Origin of the sequence: Ferrigenium sp. UT5 (assembly GCF_045866295.1) — a bacterium.
In the GTDB taxonomy this organism is placed as follows: Bacteria; Pseudomonadota; Gammaproteobacteria; order Burkholderiales; family Gallionellaceae; genus Sideroxyarcus.
This window is the reverse complement of the sequence record NZ_BAAFRY010000002.1, coordinates 99,826-119,034: the sequence shown is the minus strand read 5'-3', so window position 1 is coordinate 119,034 and position 19,209 is coordinate 99,826. Positions and strand designations below refer to the sequence as shown.

The window sequence follows — 19,209 nt, the reverse complement described above, 5'->3', positions numbered from 1 at the left end:
AGAAGTGAAACGGGCGCAGGTACTGGATCGGTTGAAAGCGGGCAAAATCAGCCTGCAGGAAGCCGCACGGCAGATGGGCGCCACCTCCCGCTAGGCGCGACGGCTGTCGCGCAAGCGAGGGCGGGGAGGAGAAAGAGCAAGCCGAGTAACTTAGTCATATGCGCCTTTCTGTTGGGGAATGTTATAAGCACGAACGGCATTCAGTCGCTAGTCCAGGTGTGTCTGATTCAGTCGTCACACCGGCGAAGGCCGGTGTCCAGTTGATTAAAATCACCGGATTCCGACCTTCGCCGGAATGACGAATTATAGTTAATCAGCGCCTCCCTAAGCTTTGTTGCGCCGCTCCATCTGATGGGTGCAATCCAGCGCCGCCAGTTTGTAGCATTCTGCCAGCGTGGGGTAGTTGAACACGTTGCTGATCAGGTCGCGCACGCTGCCGTTGAGGTTCATCACCAGCTGCCCGATGTGCACCAGTTCGCTCGCCTGTTCGCCCACGATATGCACACCCAACAGTTTACCGCTGCGCGCATCCACCACCAGCTTCAGCAATCCTTGCGCGTCGCCGATGATCTGGCCGCGCGCGCTGTCCTTGAAATTGGCGCGCCCGACCACGTAGGGGATGTCCGCCTGCTGCACTTCCTTCTCGGTTTTGCCGACGTAAGATATCTCGGGGATGGTGTACACCGCCATCGGCAGGTTCTCGGCGGCCTGCTGTTCCGCGCCGCCGAAAGCATGAAGCACGGCACTGCGTCCCTGTTCCATGCCGGTGGAGGCGAGGGCGGGGCGGCCGATCAGGTCGCCCACCGCGTAGATGTGCGGCACGCTGGTCTGGAACTGCGCGTTCACCGTGACCCAGCCTTCGTCCAGCGCGATCCCGGCCTTGTCCACTTGCAGGCCCGCGCTGTTTGGTTCGCGGCCCTGCGCGAACAGCACCGCGTCGGTGCGGAATTCCTTGCCGCTTGCCAGCCGTGTCAGCACGCCGTGGTCTTCGCGCACAATTTCCGCTACGCGTTCTTCCATGTGGAAGTCCACGCCCATGGCGAGGAAGCTGTCGGCCAGCACGCCGACCACGTCTTCGCTCAGGTAGGTGAGCAACTGCTTGTGGCTATCCACCACCGATATGTGCACACCGAGCGCGGCGAAGATAGATACGAATTCACACGCGATCACACCGCCGCCGACCACCAGCAGGCTGTCGGGCAGGTGGCGCAGATTGAGGATGGAGGTGGAGTCCAACACCGTCTTCTTGTCGAAGGGGATGTTGGACGGGCGGCGCGGACGCGAACCCGCGGCGAGCAGGATGACTTCTGCAGATATCTTGCGCGCGTTGCCGGAGGCGTCGGTGACTTGCAGTGTGTGCGCATCGACGAACGATGCCTCGCCGGGGATCAGCGCCACGCCGTGTTTCAGCAGGCGTTTCAGGATGACCGATTCCTGCTGCGCGATCACGCCTTCCTTGCGGCGCACCGCGTCGGCCAGCAGGCCGTGGCGGCTGCGGCTGTCCGGCGCGAGCGCGGAACGCATGCCGCCGGAACGCGACAACAGATAGGCCACCTCGCGCATCGCCTTGCTGGGGATGGTGCCGGTCTGCAGGCCGGCGCCGCCGAGCCTGGGCTTGCGCTCGATGATCGCCGCGCGCTTGCCCATGCGCGCCGCCTGCCAGGCCGCATGTTGACCGGCGGGGCCGGAGCCGATGATGAGGATGTCGTAGTCCATGCGGGCGCGCTCCTATGAGTGATAAGCCTGCGTCATTCCGGCGCAGGCCGGAATCCAGTTCAAAAAATATATCCTGCGCAGCAGACCGACCCTTGATGTCGTCCCGCTTGCGCGGGGGATATTCAATCATCTGGATTTCGGCCTGCGCCGGAATGATGGAACACTTACTTGATGCGCATGCCGGGCTGCGCGCCCTCATCCGGCGACAGGATGTACAGGCCGGGTTCGCTGCCGGAAGCGGCCAGCACCATGCCTTCGCTCAAGCCGAACTTCATCTTGCGCGGTGCGAGGTTGGCGACCATCACCGTCATGCGGCCTTTCAGCTTTTCCGGATCGTAGGCGGACTTGATGCCGGCGAACACGTTGCGCGATTTCTCTTCGCCGATGTCCAACGTCAACTGGATCAGCTTGTCGGCGCCCACCACGTGCTCGGCGTTGACGATGCGCGCCACACGCAGGTCGATCTTCATGAAGTCGTCGATGCTGATGGTCTCAGAAATTGGCTCCAGAGTAGAAGATGGCTTCTCACCTTCGCTTCCTCGCCCGCTTGCGGGAGAGGATTGAGGAGAGGGCTGCTGCGCTTCAGCGTGACGTTGTTGCGAATGCGATTCGGTCATGTTCTTCAGGCTTTCCTGGTTGGCGGCGATCATGGCTTCGATCAGTTTGGGATCGAGGCGGGTCGCCAGATGTTGATAGGTGTTGATGCTGTGGCCGAGCAGTAATGTGCTTGCATCTTCCCAGCGAAGCGGAGAAATTTTCAAGAATGATTCAACATTCTTTGCTAATTCTGGCAGAACAGGTTTCAGATACAGGGTAATGATGCGGAATGCGTTTATTGCTACGGTGCAAATTCGATGGAGGAGTTCATCCTGCCCCTCCGCTTTTGCAAGCTCCCATGGTTTCATGGTTGCCACATACTGATTTGCAGTGTCGGCCAGAGCCATGATTTCGCGAATTGCTTTGGCATAATCACGGCATTCATACAAAGAGCTAATTTTTTCTGATGAGGCTTGCAGTGAATTAATGAATGCAAACTCGTTGGAATCCAAATCTTCAAAGAAGTTGAAATTAGCGCTCGGTTGCAGCTCTCTCGTTGCTATTGCTTGCGCGACTTGTTCATTTAGGCTGAGGTCGGCATTCCTGAGATGCTCGAATTTATCGAGGCTGGGAATACTTTCGCAAAGCTTGCCGTCGAACTTCTTGCTGATGAAGCCCGCGCAGCGGCTGGCGATGTTGATGTACTTGCCGATCAGGTCGCTGTTCACCTTGGCCACGAAGTCATCGAGGTTGAGGTCGATGTCTTCCATGCTGCCGTTCAGTTTGGCGGCATAGTAGTAGCGCAGGTATTCGGTGTTCTTGATGTGGTCCACATAGCTGCGCGCAGTGATGAAGGTGCCGCGCGACTTGCTCATCTTCTCGCCGTTCACGGTAAGGAAGCCGTGCGCGAACAACTTGGTCGGCGTGCGGAAGCCGGCGTGTTGCAGCATCGCGGGCCAGAACAGCGCGTGGAAATAGAGGATGTCCTTGCCGATGAAATGGTACAGCTCGGCGTCAGAGCCTTGTTTCCAGTATTCGTCGAAATCGAGGCCGGTCTTCGCGCAGAGCTGTTTGAAACTGCCCATGTAGCCCACGGGCGCGTCCAGCCACACATAGAGATACTTGCCTGGTGCATCAGGGATCTCGAAACCGAAATAGGGCGCATCGCGCGAGATGTCCCAGTCGGTAAGTTTGTTCTCGCCCTCGGCGCCCAGCCATTCCTGCATCTTGTTTGCAGCTTCTGCTTGCAGCGAACCGCCGCGCGTCCATTGGCGCAAAAACTGCTGGCAGGAGTCGGCAGAGAGCTTGAAGAAGTAGTGGTCAGAATTGCGCAGTTCCGGTTTCGCGCCAGACACGGCGGAGAATGGCTCGATGAGGTCGGTCGGGGCGTAGGCCGCGCCGCACACTTCGCAGTTGTCGCCGTACTGGTCCTTGGCGTGGCACTTGGGGCACTCGCCCTTGATGAAGCGGTCCGGTAGGAACATGTTCTTGACCGGGTCGTAATACTGCTCGATGGAGCGCACCTCGATCAGGCCGTTGGCCTTGAGCGTGCGGTAGATGTCCTGCGCGCTTTCCTTGTTCTCGGCGGAGTTGGTCGAGCCGTAGTTGTCGAAAGCGACATGGAATGCGGCGAAATCGTCGAAGTGTTCCTGCCAGACGCGGGCAATCAGTTGCTCGGGCGTGACGCCTTCCTTTTCGGCGCGCAGCATGATGGGCGTGCCGTGGGTGTCGTCCGCGCACACGTAATGGCAGGTGTTGCCGCGCATCTTCTGGAAACGCACCCAGATGTCGGTCTGGATGTACTCGACCAGGTGGCCGAGATGGATGCTGCCGTTGGCGTAGGGCAGGGCGGAAGTAACTAGGATTTTACGTGTCATGTTGCGGGATTCCTTTAAAAGCGGCTGCGGCGGCGCACTGCGGCGTTGCGCGGTGCTCGGAATCCTCATGCACTAGGTGTGCATTCCGGTTCCTGTGCGCCGCGCGCCTTGCATTGCATCCGCCTCGCTCGCTTTTATACTTAAATTCGATGAGGGCGCGATTGTAGCAAAACCCACGCACCGCCGATGATTTTGGGTAAAATCGCGCCCGCACCAAACCCCTCAAGGAAACAGGATGAGCATCAAGTCAGACAAGTGGATCCGTCGCATGGCCGAACAGAACGGCATGATCGAGCCGTTCGAGCCGAACCAGGTGAAGGAAGTCAATGGCCAGAAGATCGTGTCCTATGGCACGTCCAGCTATGGTTACGACATCCGCTGTTCGCGCGAATTCAAGCTGTTCACCAACATCAACAGCACCATCGTCGATCCCAAGAACTTCGACCCGACCTCTTTCGTGAACGTCGAGGCCGATTACTGCATCATCCCGCCCAACTCCTTCGCGCTGGCGCGCACCGTGGAATACTTCCGCATCCCGCGCAGCGTGCTGACCGTGTGTCTGGGCAAGTCCACCTATGCGCGCTGCGGCATCATCGTCAACGTCACCCCGTTCGAGCCGGAATGGGAAGGCTATGTGACGCTGGAGTTCTCCAACACCACGCCGCTCCCCGCGAAGATCTACGCCAACGAAGGCGTGGCGCAGGTATTGTTCTTCGAGAGCGATGAAGAGTGCGAAACGTCCTACAAGGATCGTGGCGGCAAGTATCAGGGCCAGGTCGGCGTCACGTTGCCGAAGATCTGATGGACAAGTTCAAGCAAGTCGTTTGGCACTCACCCGAAGGCGAGGTGGTGGCCTGCTACGAGAAGAACAAAGTCATGCAGGAGAACTTGGCCGAGATCGCCCAGGTCTGCCGCGACGCGCTGGAAGATGCGGTGCTCATGGGCTGCGACGAACAGCAGTTCCGCGAAGTGCTGGCCGATCTGGTCGCCACCCTCGCCAGCCCCTACCCGGCCGGCAAATAAGTCCCTTTTATTCCCCGCGCAATCTGCGACAATCCGCGCCAATAAACACCATTTCATCAGAGGCTACGCCATGAAGTTCCGCTTTAGCTCCGACATCACATTGGCCTGCGGCCAATATGAGTCTGTACTGAACCTTCACCTCGCCCGGCAAACGTTGTGTGATCTCTTTTTGGTATCCCGTTTCAATGCTCAAAGGAGCGCAACATGAAGTTCAGATTTCCCATCATCATCATCGACGAAGACTATCGTTCCGAGAACGCCAGCGGTCACGGTATCCGCGATCTGGCGGACGCGCTGGAAAAAGAAGGGATCGAAGTCGTGGGGATGACCAGCTATGGCGACCTGACCTCGTTCGCGCAACAACAGAGCCGGGCTTCCGCTTTTGTGCTGTCCATCGACGACGAGGAGTTCGGCGCGGGCAGTGCGGAGGAAACGGAAGTGGCGTTGCGCACCCTGCGCGCGTTCGTGCAGGAGATCCGTTTCAAGAACGCGGACATTCCCATCTACCTGTACGGAGAGACGCGCACCTCGCGCCATATCCCTAACGACATCTTGCGCGAGTTGCACGGCTTCATCCATATGCACGAGGACACGCCGGAATTCGTGGCGCGCCACATCATCCGCGAGGCGAAGTCCTACATGGATTCGCTGGCGCCGCCGTTCTTCCGCGCGCTGGTGGATTATGCGCAGGACGGTTCCTATTCGTGGCACTGCCCCGGCCACTCCGGCGGCGTGGCATTTCTGAAATCCCCGGTGGGGCGCATGTTCCACCAGTTCTTCGGCGAGAACATGCTGCGCGCCGATGTGTGCAACGCGGTGGACGAACTGGGCCAGTTGCTCGACCACACCGGCCCGGTGGCGGCCTCCGAGCGCAATGCGGCGCGCATCTTCAATGCCGACCATCTGTTCTTCGTCACCAACGGCACGTCCACTTCCAACAAGATCGTGTGGCACTCGATGGTGGCGCCGGACGACATCGTGGTGGTGGACCGCAACTGCCACAAATCCATTTTGCACGCGATCATGATGACCGGCGCGGTGCCGGTGTTCCTGACGCCGACGCGCAACAACTTCGGCATCATTGGACCCATCCCGAAATCCGAATTCGAGCCGGAGAACATCCAGAAGAAGATTGACGCCAATCCTTTCATCAAGGACAAGACCAAGAAGCCGCGCATCCTTACCCTCACGCAGAGCACCTACGACGGCGTGATGTACAACGTCGAGATGCTGAAAGAGATGCTGGACGGCAAGATCGACGCGCTGCATTTCGACGAGGCGTGGTTGCCGCACGCGGCTTTCCATGATTTCTACCAGGACATGCACGCGATCGGCAAAAATCGCCCGAGCGCCCGGGAGTCCATGATTTTCTCCACCCAGTCCACGCATAAACTGCTGGCCGGTCTGTCCCAGGCTTCGCAGATTCTGGTGCGCGACAGCCAGACGCGAAAACTGGACCGGGACTGTTTCAACGAGGCCTATCTGATGCACACCTCCACCTCGCCGCAATACGCCATCATCGCCTCGTGCGACGTGGCCGCCGCGATGATGGAGCCGCCCGGCGGCACCGCGCTGGTGGAAGAATCCATCGCCGAGGCGCTCGACTTCCGCCGCGCCATGCGCAAGGTGGAAGCCGAGTTCGGCGCCGACTGGTGGTTCAAGGTGTGGGGGCCGGATTACCTGTCGGAAGAAGGCATGGCCGACCGCGAAGACTGGGTACTGCGTGCGGACGACCGCTGGCACGGTTTTGGCAAACTGGCCGAAGGTTTCAACATGCTCGACCCGATCAAGGCCACGGTGGTCACGCCGGGGCTGGACGTGGACGGCGACTTCGCCGACAGCGGCATCCCCGCCAGCATCGTCACCAAATACCTGGCCGAGCACGGCGTGGTGGTGGAGAAGTGCGGCCTGTATTCCTTCTTCATCATGTTCACCATCGGCATCACCAAGGGGCGCTGGAACAGCATGGTGACCGAGTTGCAGCAGTTCAAGGACGACTACGACAAGAACCAGCCGCTGTGGCGCGTGTTGCCCGAGTTCATCGCCAAAAACCCGCGCTACGAGAAGATCGGTCTGCGCGATCTGTGCGACCAGATCCACGGCATCTACAAGGCCAACAATGTGGCCAAGCTGACCACCGAGATGTATTTGTCCACCATGGTGCCCGCGATGAAACCGTCGGATGCCTTTGCCAAAATGGCGCACGGCGAGATTGATCGGGTCGCCATCGACGATCTGGAAGGGCGCATCACGGCGGTGTTGCTCACGCCCTATCCGCCCGGAATTCCCCTGCTGATCCCGGGCGAGCGTTTCAACAAGATCATCGTCGATTACCTCCGGTTCGCGCGGGAATTCAACAAAAAATTCCCCGGCTTCGAGACCGACATCCACGGCCTGGTCGCGGACAAGAGCAACGGCGAGCGGGTGTATTACGTTGATTGCGTGAAATAACGCGTGCTATCAAACGCTGCTGCATGAGGGCGAGTGGAAAAGCTTCGCCCCATCGCACGTTCGCGCGGGCTGTTTGCGGGACGGATGGCCCGCGTTATCCAAAGTCACGACGGCCTGGCGCTTGACCCTGTGCGCGGTGGGGAGGATGATTTCCGCCGTGCAGGAGGCGAGGGTTTGCCAAAAATAAAAAACGGATTCACCCGCGATCAACAGCTCGCGCTGCTCGGTGCGGCCGTGGTATTCATTGTCATCGCAACGATGGGCGAACTGCTCCAGAACTATCGCGAAACGGACAAGAAAGAAGCGCGTTTCCTTGACAGCCTCACCTTCATTGGCAAGCTGCGCGCCCAGGTCGAGAGCGAATTGAATTCGGTGCTTTATCTGAGCAGCGGGCTGGGCAGTTACCTGGTGGTGCGCAACAACCAACTGCAAGCCAAGGAAGTCAACGACATCCTCGCCGTCCTGCACCAGAGCAGCGGGTATGTGCGGGACTTCGGCATCGCAGTCGGCTATACCCTGAAATACGTCTATCCCCGGGCAGGCAACGAAGCGGCGATCGGCTTGCATTACCCGGATCTTCCGCAGCAGTGGCCCATGGTGAAGCGGGTTGCCGAGCGTGGCATGCCAGCGCTGGACGGGCCGCTCGATCTGGTGCAGGGCGGACGCGGGCTGATTTATCGTGTCCCCCTGTACCTCGACCGGCACTATTGGGGCATGCTGTCCACTGTCATCGACCTGGATTCTTTCGCCAGCGTGATCGCTGCAAGGGTCGATCTGTCGCAGTTTGAGTATGCCATCCGCGCGAGTGCCGGTTCCACGGAGAACGGTGACGTGGTGCTGGGCGACAAGGCGCTGTTCGACCGGGCCGATGCACTCACCCAGGCGATCGATGTGCCCGGCGGAAGCTGGCTCATCGCAGTCCGCCCGCTGCGAGACCCCGGTTCCGGTCATGCCGATGCTTGGGCGCGGTCTCTGTTCTATCCGTTGGCGCTGATTGCGGCGTGGATGATGTACCTGCTGATCCGCAGCCGATCGGCCCTGGCCACCCTGGCCCTGTACGACCCGCTGACCGGGCTGCCCAACCGCCACCTGCTGGAAGACCGCGCCGAGATGGCTTTCGCGCGACAAAGGCGCAACCCCGGCCAGACTTGCGCCATCCTGTTCCTCGATCTGGACGGATTCAAGGGAATCAATGATCGTTGCGGACACAAGGCGGGGGATGCGGTGCTGCTCGCCGTGGCGGAGCGCGCGCGTGCCGTGGTGCGCGAAAACGATACGGTAGCGCGCTGGGGCGGCGACGAGTTCATCGTGCTGATGGACGATGTGGACCCGTCCACTGTGCAGCGACTGACGGAGCGGTTGCGCAGCGAGATCGAAGCGCCCATCCCGTTCGAAGGCGCCACACTCCGGGTCGGCGTGTCAATCGGCATGGCGCTGTGCCCGAAATTCGGGGGTAGCCTTGACACGCTTCTGAAGCTGGCCGACCAGCAGATGTACGCGGAAAAGCAGCAGCGCAAGGCGGCGTGAGCACGTTCAGTCCAATGACCGAACCCGCCGAAAAACTCCGCGTCGATAAATGGCTGTGGGCGGCACGTTTTTTCAAGACGCGCAGCATCGCCGCCGATGCTGTCGAGAGTGGCAAGGTGACCCTGGATGGCGCGCGCATCAAGCAGGCCAAGACGGTGGGGGTGGGCGACGTGCTGGTGATCCGTCTCGGCCCCTATCAGCACGAAGTCGAGATCCTGGAACTGTCCGGCAAGCGCGGCCCGGCACCGGTGGCGCAGAAGCTGTATCGCGAGACGGACGAGAGCAAGCGCAAGCGCGCGATACAGGCCGAGCAGAACAAACTGTTGCCGCAGTCGGAATTGAAAGGCCGCCCGACCAAGCGCGACCGGCGCGAGATCGCGCGTCTGGTGGAAGGCGAACGTCCGTCGCGCAAGAGCGCCTGGGGTGATTTCGAGTGAAAGCGGGATGTTTCCCATCTACTGTGGGTCGGACTTCAGTCCGACAAGCTTCATGCATTCATACCGGGATTGTCGGACTGAAGTCCGACCCACGAGCGTACGCAATAAGTGTGGTCAAGCATGCAACGGCTTACTAGCCAGCACCAGCTCATCGCTGCGCTCCGCGATTCGCAGCGCTACCCGCATACTGTGCGCAGCGTGCGCGTGATCGAGACGCATATTTCATGGATAGTGCTGGCCGGAAAATTCGCCTACAAGATCAAGAAGGCGGTCGATCTCGGTTTCCTTGATTACACCTCACTGTCAGCCAGAAAACATTTTTGCGCAGAGGAGTTGCGCCTCAACCGGCGCACCGCGTCGGAACTCTATCTCGATGTGCTGAGCATCGGCGGCAGCGCGGAGGCGCTACAGTTCGGTGTGCAGCCCGCGATTGAATACGCGGTGAAGATGCGCCGCTTTCTCGATGGCGCGCTGATGGATGAGTGTCTGCGGCAGGGCAAGGTTACGGCAGCGCACGTCGATGCGCTGGCAAGCACAGTCGCACTTTTCCATGCGCGTGCCGCAACAGTGGATTTGAAAACTGAATTTGGGAGCGCTGCGACCATACGCGCTGCCGCGCAGCAAAACTTCGATCAGTTGCGCAGGCTGTTTCAGGATGCGGACGATCTGCGCCAGGTGGAGACGCTGCAGCAGACAACGATGCGCGAATGGGAAAGTCGTGCGGCGCTGTTTGAAGCGCGGCGTCGTGCCGGGTGCGTACGCGAATGTCACGGCGACCTGCACTTGGGCAACATCGCGCTCATCAACGGCGCACCTGTGCCGTTCGATTGCATCGAGTTCTCGCAGGCCTTGCGGTGGATCGACGTGATGGACGAGGTGGCCTTCACCATGATGGATCTGCTGCAGCACGGACAGCCTGACTACGCGTGGCGATTCCTCAACGCTTATCTGGAAGCGAGCGGCGATTACGCGGGCGTGGCCGTGCTGCATTTCTATCTGGCCTACCGCGCGGCGGTGCGCGCCAAGATTGCCGCCATCCGTGCCCGCCAGACGGGGATGGCCGCGCGCGCCAAAGTGCAGGCGCTGCATGCTTGCCGCCGTTATCTGGCGCTGGCGCAGCGTTGCCTGCACGAACGGCGGCCAGCGCTGATCATCACCCACGGGCTGCCGGGATCGGGCAAGACCACGTTTGCCCAATATGTCATCGAGCAGATGGGTGCCGTCCGCATCCGCTCCGATGTCGAGCGCAAACGTCTGCATGGCTTGCAGGCGGGCGAACGCAGTCGCGGCGACATTTACGATGCGGCGGCGACAGAAAAAACCTACACGCGCCTGCTTGAACTGGCACGATCCCTCTTGCAGGCGGGCTATCCCGTGATCGTTGATGCTGCCTTTCTCAACCGGGCGGAGCGCGCGCAATTCCGCCGTCTTGCACAAGCGCTGTCCATCCCGTTTGCGATTGCCAGCCTGCATGCCCAGGAGGCTGCCCTGCGCCAACGCCTCGACCAGCGCCGGCACGATGCTTCGGAGGCGGATGTGGCGGTGTTGGAAAAACTGCGCAAGGTCGCGCAACCGCTCTCGTCCACAGAACATGCGCGGACGGCTGAATTCAGCACCGCGCAAGCACCGGGCAGCCGCGCCAACGCGCAAGGCTGGCGCAAACTGGCATCGCTGTTGTCTGCCGCATGAGCGCGCCGCTGGGGGCGGAGGGACATGCCCGATCGGCGCCCGAGGTTGGGGTGGGTGGTTTTTTTTGAGTCGTGGCGTGCCGCGTGGATATGCGAAGCGGCCAGAAACGGCCTACACGGACTTCTTTGGTTTTGCTGCGGGATCGCTTCCTTCGGTGCCGAATTCGAGCCAGTCGCTGCCGAACAATTCAGACGGATGCTGCGTGCGGTCGGACCAGTTGCCGCAACTCATGGCATCGACCGGGCAGTATTTATCGCATCCCCAGCAGATGCGCTCCGGGTGTTTGGGGTGGGTTGGGAATTTTTTCGCCATCTCAATTTTGTGTTGCCGGGGGCGGCGCGAAATGTTTAGCGGGTGCGCTGTTCCAGGAGGACTGTGGCTTCCTTTTTTCCCATCTTGCGCAAGGCCGCGATCGCGGGCAGGTGCTGTTTGCGCGGGCTGGCATTTTCCGCCTCCCATCCATAGATGGTCTGCGCCGACACGCCCAGGATTTTTCCGAGGGCTTCTGCCGTCAAGCCCAGCCGCTGCCGCAGCGATCTGAAACCTTTTGCGCTGAAGCGCACGTTGCTTTCTGCGGCACCATCCGTTTCAGTTGCCGGCCCTCTGGCGACGGATTTGTCCAGCCGCGCGATCCGTTGTTCGAGCGCCGCAATGCGGCGTTTCAACGCTGCGATCTCGGTTCTGTATTGTGCCGAGGCTTTTTTCAGCTTGTCCGTTTCGCTGCGCGCTTCCTTGCGCGACAGGCGCGAAATTTCTTCCTTCAATACGCTTGCGAGGTTGGCCATATTCTCTCCTATGGTGATGGCGGGAATGGAATGCACCCCAAAGGGCGCGACGCGACCGCTGGCGCAGATGCGCCGCCGCAGACCGTGGCGGGATTATGAATCATTCGGATGCGGCTGCCCATCCTGCATTCAGCAAACGATCCTCCCTTTCCTGCGGCACGCGTTGCATGAACGAACAATCGCGGCGGTGGATGGTGAGGCCGCGGTCGCGGGTGACGTAGGCGACGATGGCGTCGGTGATTTGCGGACGGCAGCACAGGGCCAGTTTATAAGTGAGATTGTTCACGCCCTCGACCAGGACACGCGGCGTGTGCGCACTGTGTTGTCCGGAGGGAACCTTGCGCGGCGCGGGTGCCTCGGGGGTGATGGCGAGGCTCACGCGGCGCGGGGTGATGTCGCCGCGCCCGAGTGCGGCGTGCAGATCGTCCGGCTTGTTGAAGCGCAGTTGCTGGGCGAGCTTCTCCAGGTTGATGTCGTTCGCGCCGATGCGGTGCAGTTCGCGTTCGAGCAGGGCGCGTCCCTGCGCGATGCTGTCGTCCAGATTCTGTTCCGCGAACCAGTGGCGCACTTTGGCGCGGGCGCGCGCGCTTTGCAGATAACCGAGCTGCGGGTTGATCCAGTCGCGGCTGGGGCCGCCCTGTTTGACGGTGAGGATTTCCACGCGCTGGCCGGTCTGCAACTTGTGTTTGAGCGGGACGATGTTGCCGTCCACCTTGGCGCCGCGCGTGCGGTGGCCGAGGTCGGTGTGCAGCACATAAGCGAAGTCCACCGGCGTCGCACCCTGCGGCAGGTCGATCACCTTGCCCTGCGGGGTCAGCACATAGACGCGGTCGTGCAGCAGTTCGTTGCGCAACGGCTCATGCAATTCGCCGTTGTCGGCCAGTTCCGCTTTCCACGCCAGCACCTGGCGCAACCAGGCGACTTTGCGGTCGAGCCCGCTTTCCGACTTGCGGTTTTCCTTGTAGCGCCAGTGCGCTGCCACGCCCAGCTCGGAATCGTGGTGCATCTGTTGCGTGCGGATTTGCACCTCCACCGACAGGCGGCGCGGGCCGAGCACGGCGGTGTGCAGCGAGCGGTAACCGTTCGGCTTGGGGCGCGCGATGTAGTCGTCAAACTCTTTCTGGATCGGCAGCCACAACTCGTGCACGATGGAGAGCGCGGCATAACACTGCTCGACAGTTTCGACCAGGACCCTTAACGCGCGCACGTCGTACAACTGGTCGAAATCGAGCTGCTTGCGCTTCATCTTGTTGATGATGCTGTAGATGTGCTTGGGGCGGCCGCTCACTTCGGCCTTTATTCCGGCACGCGCCAGGGCTTGCCTGAGCTGCGCGATGAGGTCGGCGATATAGCGCTCGCGATCGATGCGCCGCTCGTCGAGTTGGGCGGCGATCTGCTTGTACAACGCCGGTTCGAGATAGCGCATCGACAGGTCTTCCAGTTCCCACTTGATTTGCCAGATCCCGAGGCGGTTGGCGAGCGGCGCGAACAGGCTCTGCGTCTCCTGCGCAACCTGGCGTTGCAGGGACGCATCCGCGCGGGACAGATTGCGCAGGGTCTGTGTGCGCTCGGCCAGTTTGATCAGGACGACGCGGATGTCCTCTACCATCGCCAGCAGCATCTTGCGCAGGCTTTCGGCCTGCTGCGCGGCCTGCTCCTTGTTTTCCTCTCCGCGCATCTCGCTGAACTGGCGCACGTGTTCCATCCGGGCGATGCCCTCCACCAGCCCGGCCACGCCGCGCCCGAAACGTTCGGTCAACAGCGGGTGCCAGTCTTCCAGCAAGCCGGGCACGGCATGCAGCACGGTGGCGGCGATGGTTTCGTGATCCATGCCGAGGCCGGCGAGAATGGAAGACGAGCCCAGCGCATGCTGCAACAGGGGCGTGCCGGTGAGGTCGGTTTGGCCCTGATAGAGCGGTGCGGCGAATTCGCACGCTTGCCGAATCAGCCCGATCTCGGCGGGCGCATGGCTGCCGGACAGCGCGGCCAGCCAGCTCTGGATATCTTCGCCATCCTGGCCGGCGAGCGGCGGAAACTGATGTTGGACGGAGACCACGGGGTTCAGCGATGGCTGAACTGTTTCAACTGTTCCAGTTTGGCGAACGCCGCGCCGGAGGCGAGCATCTCGGCCGCTTTTTGCACGCCGCCGGCCAGGGTGTCGGACAACCCCGCTACATAAATCGCGGCGCCCGCGTTGAGCAGGACGATGTCGCGCGCGGCACCGGGCTGGTTCTGCAGCACGCCGAGCAGCATGGCTTTGGCGCCGGCGGTATCGGTCACGCGCACGGCATCGAGCGTCGTGCTGCGCAAGCCGAAGTCTTCCGCGCGGATGCTGTATTCGCTCACTTGTCCCGCTTTCAATTCGGCGATACGGGTCGGGCCGTTGAGGGTAATCTCGTCCAGGCCGTCGCTGCCGTTCACCACCAGTACGTGATGGCTGCCGAGGCGTTGCAGCACGCGCGCCTGGATGCCGACCAGATCGGGGTGGAACACGCCCATCACCTGATTTTCCGCGCCCGCCGGATTGGTGAGCGGTCCCAGCACGTTGAACATCGTGCGCACGCCCAGCTCCTTGCGCACCGGCGCGGCATATTTCATCGCGCCGTGGAAGTTGGGGGCAAACATGAAGCCGATGCCGATCTCGTCGATGCTGTGGCCGACCTGTTCCGGGGTCAGGTTGAGGTTCACGCCCAGCGCTTCCAGCACATCGGCCGAGCCGCAAGTGGAGGACACCGAACGTCCGCCGTGCTTGGCGACGCGCGCACCCGCAGCCGCAGCGACGAAGGCGCTGGCGGTGGAGATATTGAATGTATGCGCCGCATCGCCGCCGGTGCCGCAAGTGTCCACCAGATGCTCGCGCCGGCTGACCGGCACCTTGGTGGCGAACTCGCGCATCACGAAGGCGGCGGCTGAAATCTCGCCGATGGTCTCTTTCTTGACGCGCAATCCCACCAGCAGCGCCGCGATCATGGTCGGCGCGACTTCGCCGCGCATGATCTGGCGCATCAGCGATACCATCTCGTCATAGAAAATTTCGCGCTGTTCGATCAGGCGGACGAGTGCCTGTTGCGGCGTAATCATGGTTTCCCCTCCAGAAAATTTTTCAGCATGGCGTGGCCGTGTTCGGTCAGGATGGACTCGGGATGGAACTGCACGCCGTGCACCGGCAAGGTCTTGTGGCGCACGCCCATGATCTCGCCGTCATCGGTCCAGGCGGTGATCTCCAGGCAATCCGGCAGCGTCTCGCGTTCGATCACCAGCGAATGGTAGCGCGTCGCGGTGAACCGATTCGGCAGGCCGGTGAACACGCTGTTGCCGTGGTGGTTAATCAGCGAGGTCTTGCCGTGCATCAGCGTCTTGGCATGGATGATATGCCCGCCGAAAGCCTGGCCGATGCTCTGGTGGCCGAGACATACGCCCAGCAGCGGGATATTGCCCGCGAAGGTTTTGATTGCCGCAACCGAGATGCCCGCCTCGTTCGGCGTGCAGGGGCCGGGCGAGATGACCAGATGTTGCGGGTTCATCTGCGCGATGTCTGCCACGCTGATCTCGTCGTTGCGTTTCACCACCACGTCCGCGCCCAGCTCGGCGAAGTATTGCACCAGGTTGTAGGTGAAGGAGTCGTAGTTGTCGATCATCAATAACATGGTGTTCTCCTAGCGGTGGTTCTGGGCGTCGAGCCCGTCCAGCACCATCTCGGCCGCGCGCAGTACCGCGCGCGCCTTGTTCTGTGTCTCCATCCACTCGCTGTCGGGATCGGAGTCGGCGACGATGCCTGCGCCCGCCTGCACATAAAGTGTCTTGTCTTTCACCACGGCGGTGCGCAGCGCGATGGCGACATCCATGTCGCCATTGAAGCCGAGGTAGCCGACCGCACCCGCGTAGATGCCGCGCTTGGAAGGCTCCAGTTCGTCGATGATCTCCATCGCACGTACTTTCGCCGCGCCGCTCACGGTGCCGGCGGGAAAGGTGGCCTTCAGTACGTCCATCGCATCCAGACCTTGTTTCAGTTTGGCTTCCACGTTGGACACGATGTGCATCACGTGCGAGTAACGCTCGATGACCATCTTGTCGGTGAGCTTGACCGTGCCGTGCTCGGCGACGCGACCGATGTCGTTGCGTCCGAGGTCGATCAGCATCAGGTGTTCCGCCAGCTCCTTGGGATCGGCCAGCAGTTCCTTTGCCAGTTCGGCATCCTGCTGCGGCGTCTTGCCGCGCGGCCGCGTGCCGGCGATGGGACGCACGGTGACCGTGTCGTTTTCCAGCCGCACCAGGATCTCCGGAGAGGAGCCGACCACGTGATGGTCGCCCATGTCGTAGTAGAACAGGTAGGGCGAGGGATTGATGCTGCGCAGTGCGCGGTACAACGACAGCGGCGATGCAGGGAAAGGTTGCGCCATGCGTTGCGACAACACCACCTGCATGATGTCGCCGTCGAAGATGTAACGCTTGGATTTTTCGACGGCGGCCTTGAAGGCGGCCTCGCCGAACTCCGACTTGGCTTCCTGGCGGCGCAACTGCGCCGCTTGCGGAATCTGTACCGGCTGGCGCAAGGCCTGTTGCAGGTCGTCCAGCCGTTGCAGTGCGGCGTGGTAGGCATCAGCCTGCGCCGGATCGGCATACACGATGAAGGTGAGCGTGCCGGACAGGTTGTCCACCACCGCCAGTTGCTCGGTCAGCATCAGCAGGATGTCGGGCGTGCCCAACGTGTCCGGTTTCTGCGTTTTGGCCAGGCGCGGCTCGATGTAACGTACGGTGTCGTAGCCGAAATAACCCGCCAGGCCGCCGGTGAAGCGCGGCAGGCCGGACAGCGGCGCGACTTTGAAGCGCTTTTGGTAATCGCTGATAAAGTCCAGCGGATTCTCTGCTTGCTGAGTCGTTTCACCTTGCGGTGTATTCAGCGTGACTGCATTGCCGCGCACGCTGATGCGCGTGCTGGCCGGCAGGCCGATGAAGGAGTAGCGCCCGAAACGTTCGCCGCCCTGCACCGATTCCAGCAGGTAGGAGAAGGGCTGGTTGGCCAGCTTGAGGTAGAGCGAGAGCGGTGTATCGAGATCGGCGAAGGTCTCCGCGACCAGTGGAATGCGGTTGTAGCCCTGTTTGGCCAGTGCCTGAAATTCCTGTTCTGAAATGGGATGCAACATGAAAAACCTCCTGGGAATTTGTAGGTCGGGTTTTAACCCGACAAGCTGTCTGTCGGACTGAAGTCCGACCCACAATTCAGCACCATCGCCAATAGAGGTTATTCGATTTCATGTCAGGCTCGTTGTATGAGAGGCAACACACCTGTCAGATCTGGGATGACGGCATCCACGTTCAAGGTTTCGACCGGTTCGCCGTGATTGTAGCCGTAAGGCACGCAGAGGATGGGGCAACCCGCAGACCGTGCAGCCTGTGCATCGCTCAATGAGTCGCCGACCAGCAGCAGATGTTCGATCGCGCAGCCGAAGAATTTGGCCGCGTGCAACAGCGGCAGCGGGTGCGGCTTCTTCTCCGGCAGGGTATCGCCGGCCAACACGATCTCGAAATACGGTGCGAGGCCAGAGGCTTTCAGGACCGGATCGGTGTAGCGCATCACTTTGTTGGTGATGCAACCGAGGCGGAAGCCCGCGGCCTTCATCGCATCCAGCCCTTGCACCACATTGGCGAATGGCTTGCTCGTGCACGCCAGCTCGGTGTAGTGCTTCTCAAAGATAGGCAATGCCTTGTCGAACAGCGCGCCTTCCGGCTCGGCATACATGTCGCCCGTGAGCGCACGTTTTACCAGCCAGTGGATGCCGTTGCCGATGTAGCTCATCAACAGGTCTTGCGACACGGGCGCACGTCCCATGTCGCGTAGCATGCGGTTGGCCGATTCGGCCAACTCTGGCGCGGTATGCAGCAGCGTACCGTCCAGATCGATGACGATGGCCGAGATGGGCAGCGGGAACTGCTTGAAATCCATTACTTCTTGGCCTTGGCCAACTCGGCGCGCAATTCGCCAATGATCGTGTTGTAGCGGTTGCTGTCCTTGTCATTGCGTTTGCTGAACACGGCGGAACCTGCCACGAACGTGTTCACGCCCGCTTCGGCCACCTCGCGGATATTGGCCGGGCCAACGCCGCCGTCGATCTCCAGACGGCAGTTGTATTTTCCGGCATCGATCATCTTGCGTACGGCGCGTGCCTTGTCCAGCACGTAGGGGATGAATTTCTGCCCGCCGAAGCCGGGGTTGACCGACATCAGCAGAACCATGTCGAGCTTGGGCAGCGTGTACTCCAGCACGTCCAACGGCGTGGCCGGGTTGAACACCAGTCCGGCCTTGCAGCCGCTTTCCTTGATCAGGCCGATGGTGCGGTCGATGTGCTCCGAGGCTTCCGGGTGGAAGGTGATGTAGGTGGCGCCCGCCTTGGCGAAGTCGGGGATGATGCGGTCCACGGGTTTGACCATCAGATGCACGTCGATCGGCGCGGTGACGCCGTGTTTGCGCAGCGCCTCGCACACCAGCGGACCGATGGTCAGGTTGGGCACATAATGGTTGTCCATCACGTCGAAGTGGACGATGTCGGCACCGGAAGCCAGCACGTCATCGACTTCTTCGCCGAGGCGGGCGAAATTGGCGGAAAGAATCGAAGGGGCAATCTGGTAGTCCATGGTTTGATCCTCGAGAGTTTGAAATTTGGACGTTCATTCTAACCGAAACTCCGCGTTATTCGCTGTGCAGCTTGTCATGCCGGACAAAATACGGTGAAATGCCGCGATGCAAGATTCCTCACTCTATCGTGTCCACGTAGCTGTCCAGGTGCGCTATCTGACCGAACAGTCGGACGAGGCAGATAACCGGTTTGTCTTCGCCTACACGATCACCCTGACCAATGAAGGCGAGCATCCGGTCCAATTGCTCAGTCGCCACTGGATCATCACCGATTCCAACAACCATGTGCAGGAGGTCAGGGGCAAGGGCGTGGTCGGCGAACAACCCGTCATCAATCCGGGGCAGGGCTTCGAGTACACCAGTGGCACCGTGCTGGCGACGCAGGTGGGCACCATGTCCGGCAGCTATCGGATGCAGGTTGTATCGGGTGGCGAATTCGACGTGGCGGTGCCGCAATTCGTGTTGAGCGTACCGCGCACTCTGCATTGAGCATGAAGCCGTCCATCCTGCGTTCAGCCCTGCTTGTGTTTTGG

At 61.0% G+C, this 19,209-nt stretch carries 17 protein-coding genes; 7 read left to right on the top strand and 10 right to left on the bottom strand.

Features of this window, described 5'->3' with window-relative positions:
* Positions 1 to 324: 324 nt before the first annotated feature.
* Together sthA and metG are read right to left on the bottom strand one after the other, a co-directional pair.
* The gene (sthA, locus tag ACKTSJ_RS01405) at positions 325 to 1,716 is read right to left on the bottom strand and encodes a Si-specific NAD(P)(+) transhydrogenase (RefSeq protein WP_407896653.1); all 1,392 of its coding nucleotides are present in this window, start codon (positions 1,714 to 1,716) and stop codon (positions 325 to 327) included.
* Positions 1,717 to 1,880: 164 nt separating this feature from the next.
* A complete protein-coding gene (metG, locus tag ACKTSJ_RS01400) occupies positions 1,881 to 4,130 on the bottom strand; it encodes a methionine--tRNA ligase (protein ID WP_407896651.1) in 2,250 nt (749 codons plus the stop codon).
* A 235-nt stretch (positions 4,131 to 4,365) separates the two neighbouring features.
* Between metG and dcd the strand changes: the two genes are divergently transcribed.
* From dcd to ACKTSJ_RS01370, 6 genes are all read left to right on the top strand, one after another.
* Positions 4,366 to 4,932 carry a dCTP deaminase gene (dcd, locus tag ACKTSJ_RS01395; protein WP_407896649.1) on the top strand — a complete coding sequence of 189 codons (567 nt, stop codon included), beginning with the start codon at positions 4,366 to 4,368 and terminating at the stop codon, positions 4,930 to 4,932.
* Positions 4,932 to 5,153, top strand: coding sequence for a hypothetical protein (locus ACKTSJ_RS01390; RefSeq protein WP_407896647.1), 222 nt, complete (start codon positions 4,932 to 4,934; stop codon positions 5,151 to 5,153). Before dcd ends, ACKTSJ_RS01390 begins: the two co-directional genes overlap by 1 nt.
* 204 nt (positions 5,154 to 5,357) lie before the next feature.
* Positions 5,358 to 7,604, top strand: coding sequence for an Orn/Lys/Arg decarboxylase N-terminal domain-containing protein (locus ACKTSJ_RS01385; protein ID WP_407896645.1), 2,247 nt, complete (start codon positions 5,358 to 5,360; stop codon positions 7,602 to 7,604).
* A 174-nt stretch (positions 7,605 to 7,778) separates the two neighbouring features.
* Positions 7,779 to 9,131, top strand: coding sequence for a diguanylate cyclase domain-containing protein (locus ACKTSJ_RS01380; protein WP_407896643.1), 1,353 nt, complete (start codon positions 7,779 to 7,781; stop codon positions 9,129 to 9,131).
* A 14-nt stretch (positions 9,132 to 9,145) separates the two neighbouring features.
* Positions 9,146 to 9,568 (top strand): RNA-binding S4 domain-containing protein, encoded by a 423-nt coding sequence (locus ACKTSJ_RS01375; protein WP_407896641.1) that lies wholly within the window; start codon positions 9,146 to 9,148, stop codon positions 9,566 to 9,568.
* 120 nt (positions 9,569 to 9,688) lie between these two features.
* Positions 9,689 to 11,257 carry an AAA family ATPase gene (locus ACKTSJ_RS01370; RefSeq protein WP_407896639.1) on the top strand — a complete coding sequence of 523 codons (1,569 nt, stop codon included), beginning with the start codon at positions 9,689 to 9,691 and terminating at the stop codon, positions 11,255 to 11,257.
* A 111-nt stretch (positions 11,258 to 11,368) separates the two neighbouring features.
* Here the strand turns inward: ACKTSJ_RS01370 and ACKTSJ_RS01365 are convergent, their stop codons facing one another.
* The 8 genes from ACKTSJ_RS01365 to rpe form a co-directional block, all read right to left on the bottom strand.
* Complete coding sequence (locus ACKTSJ_RS01365) at positions 11,369 to 11,569, bottom strand: DUF3079 domain-containing protein (protein ID WP_407896638.1); 201 nt, start codon at positions 11,567 to 11,569, stop codon at positions 11,369 to 11,371.
* Positions 11,570 to 11,604: 35 nt separating this feature from the next.
* Positions 11,605 to 12,042, bottom strand: coding sequence for a helix-turn-helix domain-containing protein (locus ACKTSJ_RS01360; protein WP_407896636.1), 438 nt, complete (start codon positions 12,040 to 12,042; stop codon positions 11,605 to 11,607).
* Between the two features lie 100 nt (positions 12,043 to 12,142).
* Positions 12,143 to 14,098, bottom strand: a complete 1,956-nt coding sequence (locus ACKTSJ_RS01355) for a RelA/SpoT family protein (RefSeq protein ID WP_407896634.1) — start codon at positions 14,096 to 14,098, stop codon at positions 12,143 to 12,145.
* Between the two features lie 5 nt (positions 14,099 to 14,103).
* Entirely contained in the window at positions 14,104 to 15,123 is a 1,020-nt protein-coding gene (gene trpD / locus ACKTSJ_RS01350; RefSeq protein ID WP_407896632.1) for an anthranilate phosphoribosyltransferase, read from the bottom strand.
* A complete protein-coding gene (locus ACKTSJ_RS01345; RefSeq protein WP_407896630.1) occupies positions 15,120 to 15,689 on the bottom strand; it encodes an anthranilate synthase component II in 570 nt (189 codons plus the stop codon). Before ACKTSJ_RS01345 ends, trpD begins: the two co-directional genes overlap by 4 nt.
* A 9-nt stretch (positions 15,690 to 15,698) precedes the next feature.
* Positions 15,699 to 17,186 (bottom strand): anthranilate synthase component I, encoded by a 1,488-nt coding sequence (trpE, locus tag ACKTSJ_RS01340; protein ID WP_407896628.1) that lies wholly within the window; start codon positions 17,184 to 17,186, stop codon positions 15,699 to 15,701.
* Between the two features lie 113 nt (positions 17,187 to 17,299).
* Entirely contained in the window at positions 17,300 to 17,986 is a 687-nt protein-coding gene (locus ACKTSJ_RS01335) for a phosphoglycolate phosphatase (protein ID WP_407896626.1), read from the bottom strand.
* Positions 17,986 to 18,675 carry a ribulose-phosphate 3-epimerase gene (rpe, locus tag ACKTSJ_RS01330; RefSeq protein ID WP_407896624.1) on the bottom strand — a complete coding sequence of 230 codons (690 nt, stop codon included), beginning with the start codon at positions 18,673 to 18,675 and terminating at the stop codon, positions 17,986 to 17,988. Before rpe ends, ACKTSJ_RS01335 begins: the two co-directional genes overlap by 1 nt.
* Before the next feature lie 106 nt (positions 18,676 to 18,781).
* Between rpe and apaG the strand changes: the two genes are divergently transcribed.
* Positions 18,782 to 19,165 carry a Co2+/Mg2+ efflux protein ApaG gene (gene apaG / locus ACKTSJ_RS01325; protein ID WP_407896622.1) on the top strand — a complete coding sequence of 128 codons (384 nt, stop codon included), beginning with the start codon at positions 18,782 to 18,784 and terminating at the stop codon, positions 19,163 to 19,165.
* Positions 19,166 to 19,209 lie beyond the last annotated feature (44 nt).

Excerpts from the sequence above, each read along its gene's own strand:
- sthA (WP_407896653.1), bottom strand. The coding sequence starts at position 1,716 with ATGGACTACGACATCCTCATCATCGGCTCCGGCCCCGCCGGTCAACAT.
- metG (WP_407896651.1), bottom strand. The coding sequence starts at position 4,130 with ATGACACGTAAAATCCTAGTTACTTCCGCCCTGCCCTACGCCAACGGC.
- dcd (WP_407896649.1), top strand. The coding sequence starts at position 4,366 with ATGAGCATCAAGTCAGACAAGTGGATCCGTCGCATGGCCGAACAGAAC.
- ACKTSJ_RS01390 (WP_407896647.1), top strand. The coding sequence starts at position 4,932 with ATGGACAAGTTCAAGCAAGTCGTTTGGCACTCACCCGAAGGCGAGGTG.
- ACKTSJ_RS01385 (WP_407896645.1), top strand. The coding sequence starts at position 5,358 with ATGAAGTTCAGATTTCCCATCATCATCATCGACGAAGACTATCGTTCC.
- ACKTSJ_RS01375 (WP_407896641.1), top strand. The coding sequence starts at position 9,146 with ATGACCGAACCCGCCGAAAAACTCCGCGTCGATAAATGGCTGTGGGCG.
- ACKTSJ_RS01370 (WP_407896639.1), top strand. The coding sequence starts at position 9,689 with ATGCAACGGCTTACTAGCCAGCACCAGCTCATCGCTGCGCTCCGCGAT.
- ACKTSJ_RS01365 (WP_407896638.1), bottom strand. The coding sequence starts at position 11,569 with ATGGCGAAAAAATTCCCAACCCACCCCAAACACCCGGAGCGCATCTGC.
- ACKTSJ_RS01360 (WP_407896636.1), bottom strand. The coding sequence starts at position 12,042 with ATGGCCAACCTCGCAAGCGTATTGAAGGAAGAAATTTCGCGCCTGTCG.
- trpD (WP_407896632.1), bottom strand. The coding sequence starts at position 15,123 with ATGATTACGCCGCAACAGGCACTCGTCCGCCTGATCGAACAGCGCGAA.
- ACKTSJ_RS01345 (WP_407896630.1), bottom strand. The coding sequence starts at position 15,689 with ATGTTATTGATGATCGACAACTACGACTCCTTCACCTACAACCTGGTG.
- trpE (WP_407896628.1), bottom strand. The coding sequence starts at position 17,186 with ATGTTGCATCCCATTTCAGAACAGGAATTTCAGGCACTGGCCAAACAG.
- ACKTSJ_RS01335 (WP_407896626.1), bottom strand. The coding sequence starts at position 17,986 with ATGGATTTCAAGCAGTTCCCGCTGCCCATCTCGGCCATCGTCATCGAT.
- rpe (WP_407896624.1), bottom strand. The coding sequence starts at position 18,675 with ATGGACTACCAGATTGCCCCTTCGATTCTTTCCGCCAATTTCGCCCGC.
- apaG (WP_407896622.1), top strand. The coding sequence starts at position 18,782 with ATGCAAGATTCCTCACTCTATCGTGTCCACGTAGCTGTCCAGGTGCGC.